The following is an 11,838-nucleotide window of genomic DNA, read 5'->3' as shown; positions in this document are numbered from 1 at the left end:
TCCGATGATCCGGATGAGACCCTCTGTGCGCCTCAGGGTGCGCCTGTCACCTGGGGCAGAACGCGGTTACGCTCCGCGCAGCACCGCGCCCGTGCGCTCGCCCGCCAGGGCGACGGCCGCGTCACGGGCCGCCGACGCCTCGTCGACGGTCAGCGTGCGGTCGGCCGCGCGGAAGCGCAGCGCGTACGCCAGGGACTTCTTGCCCGCGCCGATCTGTTCGCCCTCGAAGACGTCGAACAGCCGGATGGACTCCAGGAGTTCACCCGCGCCGCCGGTCAGGTAGTACTCGACCACGGCGGCCGGCACCTCCTTGTCGACGATCAGCGCGACGTCCTGCGTGGCCACCGGGAAGGTGGAGATCCGCGGGGCGCGCGGCGTGCCCTCGCCGGCCTGCGCCAGGCGGTCCAGGTCCAGCTCCATCGCGCAGGTGCGGGCGGGCAGGTGCAGCGCCTTGACGACGCGCGGGTGCAGCTCACCGGCGTGGCCGACGGTGACGATGTCACCGTCGACGACGACCTTCAGCTCCGCGCAGCGGCCCGGGTGCCAGGGGCCGTACTGCCCCTGGTCGACGATGAGTTCGGCACCGGCCTCGCGGGCCAGGGTGCGCGCCGCCTCGACGGCGTCCGCCCAGTCGGCCGGGCGGCCCTTGCCCCACCAGCCGGCCTGCTCACGGGCACCCGCGAGGACGACGGCGGCGTGCCGGGGCTGGACGGGCAGCGCCTCGGTGAGGGAGGCGATCTCCTCGTCGGTGGGCCGCCGGTCGACGGGCAGCCGCACCGCGACCTTCAGCTCCTCCTGCGGGTTGAAGACCAGGCCCGTCTCGAAGAGCGCCAGGTCGTGGCTGCCGCGTCCGTCGTTGCGGCGCAGCGCCGCGAGCAGCCCCGGCAGCAGTGACGTACGGAGTGCGGGCTCCTCGTCGGAGAGCGGGTTGACGAGCTTGACCACGCGGCGGTTCGGGTCGTCCGCCGCCAGGCCGAGCTGGTCGAAGACGCTCTCCCCGACGAAGGGGTAGCTCAGCGCCTCGACGTACCCGGCGCCGGCCAGGGCGCGCCCGACCCGGCGGTGCAGGCGCTGGCGCTCGGTCAGGCCGCGGCCCGCGGGGGGCTTGGGCAGGGTCGAGGGGAGGTTCTCGTACCCCTCCAGGCGGATGACCTCTTCGGCGAGGTCGTTCGGCTCCGCGAGGTCGGGCCGCCAGGACGGCACGGTGACGGTCAGATCGTCCTGGCCGTACACGTCGCAGCCGACCTGCTGGAGGCGGCGTACGACGGTCTCGCGGCCGTAGGCCACACCGGCGACCTTGTCGGGGTGGTCGGCGGGCATGGTGATCGTGCGCGGCGCGGTGGGCGCGATGACCTCCGTGACGCCGGCCTCGGCGGTGCCGCCCGCGAGCAGCACGAGCAGGTCGACGGTCCGCTGGGCGGCGGCCGAGGCGGCCTGCGGGTCGACGCCGCGCTCGAAGCGCTTGGCGGCCTCGGAGCCCAGCTTGTGGCGGCGCGCGGTGCGGGCGATGGAGAGCGCGTCGAAGTGCGCGGCCTCGATGACGACGTCGGTGGTGCCGCCCTCGGCATCGTGGTCGGCGATCTCGGTGTTGGCGCCGCCCATGACGCCCGCGAGGCCGATGGGGCCGCGGTCGTCGGTGATGACCAGGTCCTCGGCGTCGAGGACGCGCCGGGCGCCGTCGAGCGTGATGAACTTCTCGCCCTGCTCGGCCCGGCGCACGCCGATCGTCCCCTGGATGCGGGAGCGGTCGTAGGCGTGCAGGGGCTGGCCCAGCTCCAGCATCACGTAGTTCGTGACGTCGACGGCGAGCGAGATGGGGCGCATCCCGGCCTTCTGCAGGCGCCGCTTGAGCCAGATCGGCGAGCGGGCCTCGGGCTGCAGACCGGTGACGGTGCGGGCGGTGAAGCGGTCGCAGCCGAGCGGGTCGCTGATCTTGACGGGGTGGCCGAAGGAGTTCGGCGCGGGCACGTCGAGCAGCGCCGGGTCGCGCAGCGGCAGGCCGTAGGCGATGGCGGTCTCGCGGGCGACGCCGCGCATCGACAGGGCGTAGCCGCGGTCCGGCGTGACGGCGATGTCCAGGACCTCGTCGACCAGTTCGAGCAGCTCGATGGCGTCGGTGCCGACCTCGTGCTCGGGCGGCAGCACGATGATGCCCCCGGAGCCGTCGTCGCCCATGCCCAGCTCGTCGCCGGAGCAGATCATGCCGTGCGAGGTCCTGCCGTACGTCTTGCGGGCGGCGATGGCGAAGTCGCCGGGCAGGACGGCGCCGGGCAGCACCACGACGACCTTGTCGCCGACGGCGAAGTTCCGGGCGCCGCAGACGATCTCCTGCGGTTCACCGGTGCCGTTGGCGGTGCCGACGTCGACGGTGCAGAAGCGGATGGGCTTCTTGAAGCCCTCCAGCTCCTCGATGGTGAGGACCTTGCCCACGACGAGCGGGCCCTTGAGGCCGCCGCCGAGCTGCTCGACGGTCTCGACCTCCAGGCCGACCTCGATGAGCTTGGCCTGCACGTCACGGCCGGTCTCGGTGGCGGGGAGGTCGACGTACTCCCGCAGCCAGGAAAGCGGGACCCGCATCAGATCTCCATCCCGAACGGCCGGGTGAACCGGATGTCACCCTCGACCATGTCTCGCATGTCTTCGACGTTGTGGCGGAACATCAGCATCCGTTCGATGCCGAACCCGAAGGCGAATCCGCTGTACTTCCGGGGGTCGACGCCGCAGGCGGTCAGCACCTTGGGGTTGACCATGCCGCAGCCGCCCAGCTCGATCCAGCCCTCGCTGCCGCAGGTGCGGCAGGGGCGGTCGGGGTTGCCGACGGACTCGCCGCGGCAGACGTAGCACACCATGTCCATCTCGGCGGACGGCTCGGTGAACGGGAAATAGTTCGGGCGCAGCCGCGTCTTCATGTCCGGGCCGAAGAGCGCCTGGACCATGTGGTCGAGGGTGCCCTTGAGGTCGGCCATGGTCAGGCCCTCGTCGACGGCGAGCAGCTCGATCTGGTGGAAGACCGGGGTGTGCGTCGCGTCCAGCTCGTCCGTGCGGTACACGCGGCCGGGGCAGACGATGTAGACGGGCGGCTCGCGGCGTTCGAGCAGGGCGCGGGCCTGCACCGGGGAGGTGTGCGTCCGCAGCACGACACCGGACTCGTCGCCGGAGGCGCCCTTCGGGCCCTGGACGAAGAACGTGTCCTGCATCTGCCGAGCCGGGTGGTCGGGCGTGAAGTTGAGTGCGTCGAAGTTGAACCACTCCGCCTCGACCTCGGGGCCCTCGGCGACCTCGTAGCCCATGGCGACGAAGACGTCCGAGACGCGCTCCATGAACGTGGTCAGCGGGTGCCGGGCGCCGGCGTCCGTGCGGTCGTAGGGCAGCGTGACGTCCACCGCCTCCTCGACCAGGACGCGGGCGTCCCGTTCGGCCTCCAGCTCGGTCTGGCGGGCGGCCAGCGCCTTGCTCACGGCGCCGCGTGCCATGCCGACGCGCTTGCCGGCCTCGGCCTTGGCCTGCGGGGGCAGCGCGCCGATCTCGCGGTTGGCGAGGGCCAGCGGCGAGGTGCCGCCGGTGTGCGCGACCTTGGCCTCCTGGAGCGCGTCGAGACTGTCCGCGGCCGCGAAGGCGGCGAGCGCCTCGTCCCGCATGCGCTCGATCTCTTCAGGTTTCAGTGCCTCGACCTCAACAGGGTCGTACGACTTGTTCGGTGCCGACATCTCTTCCCGTGCTTCCGGTTGGCTGGCGGATGGTCCCCGTCGACGAATCGGAGACGGAGTGTCCCAAGGATTGGGGACGCACAGTGCCAACGACCGAGTCTACCGGGGGCGTGGTGATCGAATGCGCCCGCGGGCTGCTCAGGACGTCCTCGCCGTCACTCGCCGACGGCCGGTCGGCGACTCACAGGAGATACGCGGGAGCCCCCACGGGCAACGTAAATCGGAACTGGGCGCCGCCGCCCGGGGCGCGGCCGACGGTGATCGTCCCGCCGTGCGCCTCCACGATGCCCTTCACGATGTACAGCCCCAGTCCCGTCCCGCCGCGCTTGCTGCCCCGCCAGAAGCGGGTGAAGACGCGGCCCATCGACTCCTCCGGAATGCCGGGACCCTCGTCGCTCACGGTCACGGCGGTCTCGGCGCCGCCCCGCTCGCGCGTGGAGGAGGAGGGCGCCACATCGATGGTGACCGTTCCCTCGCCGTGCCGCACCGCGTTTTCCAGGAGGTTGCTCAGCACCTGGTCGATCTTGTCGGGGTCCGCCCACAGGTCGGGCAGCGGCCGCTGGAGCCGTACGAGGAAGCGGGCGGCGTCCTGGCCGGAGGCGACGTAGGCCTGGATGTGGCGGCCCACGGCGGCGCCCACGTCGACGGGCTGCCGGCGCAGTTCGAGGCGGCCGGAGTCGATGCGGGAGATGTCGAGCAGTTCCGCGATCAGCCGGGTGACGCGGTTGGCGTCGGCGTCGACGGTCTCCAGCATCAGTTTCTTCTGGTCGTCCGTGAACCGCTCCCACTTGGCGAGCAGGGTCGCCGTGAAGCCTTTGACGGACGTCAGGGGCGAGCGCAGTTCGTGCGCGACGGTGGCGATCAGCTCGGCGTGGCTGCGCTCGGTGCGGCGGCGGGCCTCGGTGTCGCGCAGGCAGACCACGACGCGGCGCACGGGCCCGGTGCGGGCGGTGCGCAGATAGCGGGCGGAGACCAGGACCTCACGGCCGCCCGGCAGCAGCAGATTGCGCTCGGGCTGGCCGACCCGGATGGCGAGGCCGCCGTAGGGGTCGGTCAGCTGCCACCAGCGGCGGCCTTCCAGGTCCTCTAACGGGAGGGCGCGCTCCAGGGGCGCGCCGAGCGCGTCGGCCGCGGGGACGGCGGTGATCCGCGCGGCCGCCGCGTTGAAGCAGATGATCCGGCCCGTCTCATCCGCCACGACGAGCCCGTCGGGCAGCTCGTCGGGGTCCAGTCCGAGGTCGCCGAGATCACCTGGAGCGCCACGGTCCGTGCGGGCACGGACGAGGTCCTGTACTCCCGGTGCTCTTCTGGTGCCGACACTCATTCCCCGTACCCCACCTCTCGGACTGGCCCGTCACCCTACTAGCTCGATGTGACGGAGCGGCACCCTCCGGCGGCGCGCTGTGCACGGGCGGAGGCATAGAGGCACACGGCGGCGGCCGTCGCGAGGTTGAGGCTCTCGGCCCTGCCGTGGATCGGAACGCGCACCACGGCGTCGGCGAGTGCGCGGGTCTCCTCCGGGAGCCCCCAGGCCTCGTTGCCGAAGACCCAGGCGCTGGGGGTGCCCATGGTGCCCTTGTCCAGTTCGGTGTCGAGGTCGTCCGTGCCCGCCCCGTCGGCGGCGAGGATGCGGACGCCCGCGTCCTTCAGCCCCTGGACGGCGCGCTCCACGGGGACGCCGACGGCGACCGGCAGGTGGAACAGGGAACCGACGGAGGCGCGCACCGACTTGGGGTTGTAGAGGTCCACGGAGGCGTCCGTGAGGATCACGGCCTCGGCGCCGGCGGCGTCGGCGCAGCGCAGCACGGTCCCGGCGTTGCCGGGGTCGCGTACGTGGGCGAGGACGGCGACGAGTTTCGGGCGCGCGGCGAGGATCTCCTCGAACGGTGTGTCGAGGAACCGGCAGACGCCGACGAGCCCCTGGGGGGTCACGGTCGTGGAGATGTCGGCGATGACGTCCTCGTCGGCGAGGTGCACCCGGGCCCCGGCGCCGCGGGCCTCCCCCACGATGTCGGCGTAGCGCTCGGCGGCCTCGACGGTGGCGAACAGCTCGACGAGCGTGTCCGCGTGCCCGGCGGCCTCCCGCACGGCCTGCGGCCCCTCGGCGAGGAACAGCCGCTCCTTGCCCCGGAAATTCCGCTTGGCGAGCCGCCGGGCGGCGCTGACGCGCGGCGACTTGGAGGAGATCAATTCAGCGGCAACCATAAAACTCACCTCAGGGACAGCGCCCCTGGAAGGGGCGCGGGGAACTGCGCGACCGGCCACACACAAACCCGCGGACGGCAGAAGCCGGCAGGGGGCGGGCGAGCCCCGAACAGAAACGGACCCGCAGGCCACCAGGCCCACGGGTCCGAAACAACGCTCAGCGCAGCGTCACGCGGCCTTCGGCGCGTTGACGTCGCTCGGCAGCGCCTTCTGCGCGACCTCGACCAGCGCGGCGAACGCGTTCTGGTCGTTGACGGCCAGCTCCGCGAGGATCTTGCGGTCCACCTCGATGTTGGCGGCGTTCAGACCCTGGATGAGGCGGTTGTACGTCATGCCGTTGGCGCGGGCAGCGGCGTTGATGCGCTGGATCCACAGCCGACGGAAGTCGCCCTTGCGCTTCTTGCGGTCGTTGTAGTTGTAGACCAGGGAGTGGGTGACCTGCTCCTTGGCCTTGCGGTACAGGCGCGAGCGCTGGCCGCGGTAGCCGCTGGCCGCTTCGAGGATCGCCCGACGCTTCTTGTGGGCGTTGACTGCCCGCTTGACGCGTGCCACTTTTTGACTCCTTGTAGCGGGGCCGTGGTTGGACTCACACGACCCGGTATCGATTGGGTCCCGGTCAGAGTTCGGGCACGCGGTGCGCGCCCGGACTCACTTGCCGAGAAGCTTCTTGATCTTCTTGGCGTCGCCCGGGGCCATCTCGGCGTTGCCGGTGAGACGACGCGTCAGACGGGACGACTTGTGCTCGAGCAGGTGGCGCTTGCCGGCACGCTCGCGGAGCACCTTGCCGGAGCCGGTGACCTTGAAGCGCTTGCTGGCACCGCTGTGCGACTTGTTCTTCGGCATAGCGCCGTTCTCTCCTCGTCAGTGGCACTCCGATGCCCGGTCGTGAAACCGGGCATCCGGGAGCCATATGTGTCAGTTGGCGATCGCCTGGACTCGCGTCCGGGAGATCAGGCCTCGGCGTTGGCCTCGGCCGGGGCCTCGGCGGGAGCCTCCTCGGAGAGCTCCTCCCCCTCGGCGGAGTTCTGCGAGCGGCCGGGGTTGGCCTTCGCGTCCGCCTTGCGGGCCGCCTGGGCCTCACGGGCCTCGGCCATCGCCTCGGTCTTCTTCTTGTGCGGACCGAGAACCATGATCATGTTTCGGCCGTCCTGCTTCGGGCTGGACTCGATGAACCCAAGGTCCTCGACGTCCGAAGCGAGACGCTGCAGCAGCCGGAAGCCCAGCTCGGGGCGGGACTGCTCGCGACCACGGAACATGATCGTGATCTTGACCTTGTCGCCCTGCTTGAGGAACCGGACGACGTGACCCTTTTTGGTGTCGTAGTCGTGCGGGTCGATCTTCGGCCGGAGCTTCATCTCCTTGATGACCGTGTGCGCCTGGTTCTTGCGCGCCTCACGGGCCTTCATGGCCGACTCGTACTTGAACTTCCCGTAGTCCATGAGCTTGCAGACCGGCGGACGCGCAGTGGCGGCCACCTCGACCAGGTCGAGGTCGTACTCCTGCGCAAGCTCCAGGGCCTTGGCAAGCGGAACAATCCCGACCTGCTCGCCGCTGGGACCGACAAGTCGCACCTCGGGAACGCGAATCCGGTCGTTGATGCGGGGCTCGGCGCTGATGGATCCTCCTCGGTAGCACCACGCGACCGTCTGGCGGACAGCCGCGTTACGTCTGTTGACTGGACCAACCGAGCGAGGCCACGAAAAATGCCCCGACCGATCACAGAAGGGGCTCCGCGTACTACCGGAGCACCTCCGCGGTGATCGCGGGGCGCACATCGGGCGACCCAAAGCCTTGAGGCTTCGGCCGCCTGACCGGTGACCCGCCGCTCAGGGAGCGGCCAGGTGGGAGATCGGAGCCTCCACTTGTGGGCCGGATCCTTGCGTTGGCACGCGGGTCTCCGGCCGGTCGTTACACAAGGTTAGCAGCTCCTTCGGGCGGGAGCGAACCGGTCCCTCCGCCCTCTCCCGGGGCGGGGCCCGCGCGGTGCGCGGCTTATCGTGTGGGACATGAGCGACGCGACCCCCACCCCCGAGTCCCCCTCCGGCGACTCCCCCGATTTCGACACCCTGACCCGTGACATCGCGGACGTCCCCGCGGTCGAGGTGATCACCACGGTGGCGGTCCACCTGATGAGCGCCGCCGCCGTGAACCTCGGTCTCGCCGAGGGCGGCGAGGGCCACAAGGACCTCGACGAGGCCCGCAAGCTGATCCACTCGCTGGCCGGTCTGCTGGACGCGAGCGCCACGGAGATCAGCTCCTTCCACGCGGCGCCGCTGCGGGACGGCCTGAAGTCGTTGCAGCTGGCGTTCCGCGAGGCGTCGGTCGTGGCGGACGAGCCGGGTCAGGGCCCGGGCGAGAAGTACACGGGGCCGGTCTTCGGCTGAGCCCTCACACCGTACGTACGTAGAGGGGCTCACCCGGTGGCGCCGCCTCGGCCGGCAGGAGTGCCAGGTCGAGGCCGCGCACCAGGCGGGCCCTCAGTGTTTCGTCGGCGGCGATGCGGCGGGCCACGCGCTGGGCCGTCTCGGCGGGGTCGGCGGCCGGGTCGACGACCAGGGCGAGGATGCCGTCAAAGCTGCCGGGGCCGAGGTGGGCGCGGAGCACGGCGGGCTCGGCGGCGACGGCCGCGCGCACGGCGCCGGTGACCGCGGGGTCGGCGAGCGGGTCGGCGCTGGCGCGGCCCTCGGCGAGGGCGAGCAGCGCGGTGCGGCCCAGTTCGTAGGGGACGGGGCCCGCGAGGTCGAGGACGATCGTGTCGGCCTGTTCGTGGGCGGCGGCCTGGAGCGCCTGGTGCAGGGGGACGGCGACGGGCCGGGCGGCCGGGTCCCACAGCGCGAGGGCCTCGGTGGAGGTGAAGGCGGGCAGCGCCTTGCGGTCGCCGGCCCGCAGCGTGGGGACGGCCATGTCGCTGGTCTTCTCGCGGCGCAGGCCGTTCTCGTCCTCCTCGACCTCGCCGAGGACGGCGACGACGGGGACGAGGAGCCGCGCCCCGGCGAGGGCTTCGAGGACGGGGCCGTGCGCCGTGCGGTCCTGCGACCAGGCGGTGAGCGCCGCGGCCAGCCGGGGGTCGGCGGTGCCGTCGTCGTCGGAGAAGCCGGGGTCGGGAATGTTCTTGTTCGCCACGCCCCGACCCTACAGAGGCCCCTTGCGGCGGCCTGTCCGGGTATCCCCTCCGCGGCTCGGCGGTGGGCGCCGTCCCGTCAGCCGCGGGGCCGCGATGTCGGCAGGGGGCCGCGGCGTCCGCGCCAGAGGCAGATGCCGGCCACGAGCAGGCCCACGCCGAGGACTCCCGCGAGGGGCCCGACCCAGGGGGCGGGGCCGCTGTCGGACGCGGCCGCCTCGGGGCCCGGGCCGAAGTACTTCGCTCCGTACGCCGTCGTGCGGGGCTTGGTCTGTCCGAGCCGGCCCGCGCGGGCGAAGGCGGCCGCGGGGTCGATCAGGCCGAAGCCGCGGGAGTCGTCGCGGCCGCCGGGCGGGGCGTCGCGGGCGGTGTCCCGCAGGAGCTGCTTGAGCTGGGCGGGCGTGAGGTGCGGGTGGGCGGCGCGGAGCAGGGCGACGGTGCCGGAGACGAACGCGGAGGCGGCGCTGGTGCCCCAGCCCTCGTAGTACTTGCGGTCGGGGTCGGCGATGACGATGTCGTCGCCGGGCGCGGCGACGGTGGCGTACCAGCGGCGGGTGGAGAAGGCGGCGCGGGCGCCGTTCTCGTCGACGGCCGTCGCGGCGATCACGCCGGGGTAGGCGGCCGGGTAGGAGATGTGGTCGCCGCGCTCTCCGCCGTTGCCCGCGGAGGCGACGACGGCGACGCCCTTCTTCAAGGCGTACTGGACCGCGGCGTCCTCGGCGGGCTCGGGGTGGGCGGACTTGGAGTCGTCGCCGAGGGAGAGGTTGATGACGTCCGCGCCGTGGTCGGCGGCCCAGCGGATGCCCTCGGCCAGGGCCGTGCCACGGGTGTCGCGGGCCTTCCCGCGGGCGGGATCGCCGTCTTCGAGGATCACCCGGACCGGCAGGATCTTCGCTTCGGGCGCGATGCCCAGTACGCCGTCGCCGTTGCCCTCGCCGTGCCCGTGGCCCGCGATGATGCCGGCCATGGCGGTGCCGTGCCGGGCCCAGGGGCGGTCGCCGCGGCCGGCGCCGAAGCCGATCAGGTCCTTGCCCGCGAGGACGTTGCCCGCGAGGTCGGGGTGCCGGTCGTCGACGCCGGTGTCCAGGACGGCGACGGTGATGCCGCCGCCCTTGGTGGTCTGCCATATCCGTTCGGTGTGCAGGACGTCCAGGGCCCACTGCTGGGCGCGGATGCCGTCGTCGGCGTGGGCCGGGGCGGCGGGGGCGAGCGCCAGGGCGGTGGTGAGCGCGGCGGCGAGGAGCGGCCGCCGGGGGCGGTTTCGGCGACCGGGGCGGGTGCGGCGGTCCGGGCGGGTGCGGCGGGTCTTCCTCACGCCTCCTCCGCTCGGGCGATGGTCTTGCGCAGGCCTCGTTCGACGCGGTCCGCGATGCCTTTCGCCTCGTGGCCGAGACCGGACTGGGCGGGCATCGAGGTGCCGGTGGCGCCCATCGCCTCCGCGGCGGGCTCGGGGTCCGTGACGACGCGGCCGTCCGCGAAGCCGGACACGGCGTACGCGACGACGGGCGCGTCCGGCAGCACCGACACCGTCCAGGACGCGCGCTGGGCGTCGCCGAAGCCCTCGGCCGCCGTGCCCTTCGCCGGGTACGTCCTCGGCATCAGGTCCGGGCGCCTGCCGAGGCCCTCCTGTGCGAAGCGGTTCCGCAGCGCCCGCATGGCGTCCGCGTCCGCCTTGGTGAACAGCAGGCCGACGGTGGTGACGTGGCTGCGGGTCGCGTCGGTGTACGTGGCGCGGAGCAGCCGCAGGCAGCCGGCGGGGGCGAGGGCCCTTGCCAGCAGGGGGTCGAAGGCGGCCCCGCAGCCGCTGTCGGGGGCGACGGCGACCCGGGTCCAGGAGCGGTCCGCGCCGCCGGGGCCCGCGCCCTCGCCCTTGAGGTCGGGCGGGAAGAGCCGGTCCACGGGGGCGCTGTGCCACAGGTCGCCGGTGACCTTGTACGCGCTGCGCGGGGACCCGCCGTTGGCCACCGACTCGCCGGTCAGCCAACTGCCCGTCACCGCACCGCCGATGAGCCCGAGTCCGAGCACGACGCAGACGGCGGCGGCGACGGCACGGGGCCGCGCCCAGACCCGGAGGGAGCGCGGCCGGGCGCAGACGCCGTCATCCAGGGCGGGCCGCGCGAGGAAGACGAGGGGGCGGACGGAGCCGGCGCCGGAACCCGCCACCGGGCCGCCGACTGCCCGACGGCCCGAGCCGAGGTGCTGGGTCGGGGCAGCCGCCTCCCCCGACGACGACCCGTCCGAGACCTGCCCTGCGCGGGCGGACGATGCACGGGGCGTGGGCGGTTCGGCGGGCGGCGCTTCGCCGGTGCGCGCCGGCGCGGACGGCGGGGCGGGCGTCGACGGCTCGCCGGACGGCTCTACGCGGGGTCGGCTCGGCAAGTCACCGGCGGGCGGGGACGCGGCCTCCGCATCAGCGCCGCCTACGCCCGCCACGCTGTCGGTCCCCGTGGCTGCCGCGTCCCTCGCGACGGCGGCCACGGGGGGCGTCGCTTCGGCGGCAAGGGGCGCGCTGGGGCGGGGTGCCGGGATGTGGCGGGGAAGCGTGCGGGGCCTGCCGCGGGCCGCCTCGGTGAAGGGGGCCAGGAGCTCCGCCACCCGGGACGCGTGGTCGGGGTCCTCGGAGGGGGGTGTGAGGCGCGGGGCGTCGAGGAGCCAGTCCTTGTCGACCGGGGGGCGCACGTCGGGGAAGCGGGCGGACGGCGCGGGGGGCGGCTCGGCCGGCGGGGCCGTGGGGCGGGGCGGCGCGGTGGGGCGCGGGGGAATCGGGGTCGCTCCCGCCTCCGTGCTCATGCTCGCCCGTCTCCT

General features: G+C 73.2%; 11 protein-coding genes. 1 reads left to right on the top strand and 10 read right to left on the bottom strand.

Features of this window, described 5'->3' with window-relative positions; all coding sequences use genetic code 11:
* Positions 1 to 66: 66 nt before the first annotated feature.
* From pheT to infC, 7 genes are all read right to left on the bottom strand, one after another.
* Positions 67 to 2,577, bottom strand: a complete 2,511-nt coding sequence (pheT, locus tag ACZ5GP_RS21425) for a phenylalanine--tRNA ligase subunit beta (RefSeq protein WP_468752348.1) — start codon at positions 2,575 to 2,577, stop codon at positions 67 to 69.
* Positions 2,577 to 3,707: a phenylalanine--tRNA ligase subunit alpha gene (gene pheS, locus ACZ5GP_RS21420; RefSeq protein WP_468752347.1), complete on the bottom strand. Its 1,131-nt coding sequence runs from the start codon at positions 3,705 to 3,707 to the stop codon at positions 2,577 to 2,579. Before pheS ends, pheT begins: the two co-directional genes overlap by 1 nt.
* A 181-nt stretch (positions 3,708 to 3,888) precedes the next feature.
* Entirely contained in the window at positions 3,889 to 5,031 is a 1,143-nt protein-coding gene (locus tag ACZ5GP_RS21415; RefSeq protein WP_468752346.1) for a sensor histidine kinase, read from the bottom strand.
* A gap of 38 nt (positions 5,032 to 5,069) precedes the next feature.
* A complete protein-coding gene (locus ACZ5GP_RS21410) occupies positions 5,070 to 5,912 on the bottom strand; it encodes a TrmH family RNA methyltransferase (RefSeq protein WP_468752345.1) in 843 nt (280 codons plus the stop codon).
* A 168-nt stretch (positions 5,913 to 6,080) separates the two neighbouring features.
* Complete coding sequence (rplT, locus tag ACZ5GP_RS21405) at positions 6,081 to 6,464, bottom strand: 50S ribosomal protein L20 (RefSeq protein ID WP_358577712.1); 384 nt, start codon at positions 6,462 to 6,464, stop codon at positions 6,081 to 6,083.
* Positions 6,465 to 6,560: 96 nt separating this feature from the next.
* Complete coding sequence (gene rpmI, locus ACZ5GP_RS21400; RefSeq protein WP_007829094.1) at positions 6,561 to 6,755, bottom strand: 50S ribosomal protein L35; 195 nt, start codon at positions 6,753 to 6,755, stop codon at positions 6,561 to 6,563.
* A gap of 107 nt (positions 6,756 to 6,862) precedes the next feature.
* Positions 6,863 to 7,528, bottom strand: coding sequence for a translation initiation factor IF-3 (gene infC, locus ACZ5GP_RS21395; protein WP_358577958.1), 666 nt, complete (start codon positions 7,526 to 7,528; stop codon positions 6,863 to 6,865).
* A 390-nt stretch (positions 7,529 to 7,918) separates the two neighbouring features.
* On the opposite strand from infC, the gene ACZ5GP_RS21390 reads away from it, so the two are divergent.
* The gene (locus tag ACZ5GP_RS21390) at positions 7,919 to 8,296 is read left to right on the top strand and encodes a DUF1844 domain-containing protein (RefSeq protein ID WP_468752344.1); all 378 of its coding nucleotides are present in this window, start codon (positions 7,919 to 7,921) and stop codon (positions 8,294 to 8,296) included.
* A gap of 4 nt (positions 8,297 to 8,300) precedes the next feature.
* Here ACZ5GP_RS21390 and ACZ5GP_RS21385 read toward each other — a convergent pair whose 3' ends face one another.
* The 3 genes from ACZ5GP_RS21385 to ACZ5GP_RS21375 all read right to left on the bottom strand — a co-directional run bounded on the left by ACZ5GP_RS21385 (position 8,301) and on the right by ACZ5GP_RS21375 (position 11,823).
* On the bottom strand, positions 8,301 to 9,035 hold the full coding sequence (locus ACZ5GP_RS21385; protein ID WP_468752343.1) for an SseB family protein: 735 nt from the start codon (positions 9,033 to 9,035) through the stop codon (positions 8,301 to 8,303).
* A gap of 77 nt (positions 9,036 to 9,112) precedes the next feature.
* Positions 9,113 to 10,249, bottom strand: coding sequence for a type VII secretion-associated serine protease mycosin (gene mycP, locus ACZ5GP_RS21380; RefSeq protein WP_468752539.1), 1,137 nt, complete (start codon positions 10,247 to 10,249; stop codon positions 9,113 to 9,115).
* Between the two features lie 95 nt (positions 10,250 to 10,344).
* On the bottom strand, positions 10,345 to 11,823 hold the full coding sequence (locus ACZ5GP_RS21375) for a hypothetical protein (protein ID WP_468752342.1): 1,479 nt from the start codon (positions 11,821 to 11,823) through the stop codon (positions 10,345 to 10,347).
* Positions 11,824 to 11,838 lie beyond the last annotated feature (15 nt).

Source organism: Streptomyces sp. NPDC031466 (genome assembly GCF_055581265.1).
The sequence above is the reverse complement of the archived record's forward strand: the minus strand, read 5'-3'. Positions and strand labels throughout refer to the sequence as shown.

Bases quoted from the DNA above. Each gene is read 5' to 3' on its own strand.
- pheT (WP_468752348.1), bottom strand. From the start codon at position 2,577: ATGCGGGTCCCGCTTTCCTGGCTGCGGGAGTACGTCGACCTCCCCGCC.
- pheS (WP_468752347.1), bottom strand. From the start codon at position 3,707: ATGTCGGCACCGAACAAGTCGTACGACCCTGTTGAGGTCGAGGCACTG.
- ACZ5GP_RS21415 (WP_468752346.1), bottom strand. From the start codon at position 5,031: ATGAGTGTCGGCACCAGAAGAGCACCGGGAGTACAGGACCTCGTCCGT.
- ACZ5GP_RS21410 (WP_468752345.1), bottom strand. From the start codon at position 5,912: ATGGTTGCCGCTGAATTGATCTCCTCCAAGTCGCCGCGCGTCAGCGCC.
- rpmI (WP_007829094.1), bottom strand. From the start codon at position 6,755: ATGCCGAAGAACAAGTCGCACAGCGGTGCCAGCAAGCGCTTCAAGGTC.
- ACZ5GP_RS21390 (WP_468752344.1), top strand. From the start codon at position 7,919: ATGAGCGACGCGACCCCCACCCCCGAGTCCCCCTCCGGCGACTCCCCC.
- ACZ5GP_RS21375 (WP_468752342.1), bottom strand. From the start codon at position 11,823: ATGAGCACGGAGGCGGGAGCGACCCCGATTCCCCCGCGCCCCACCGCG.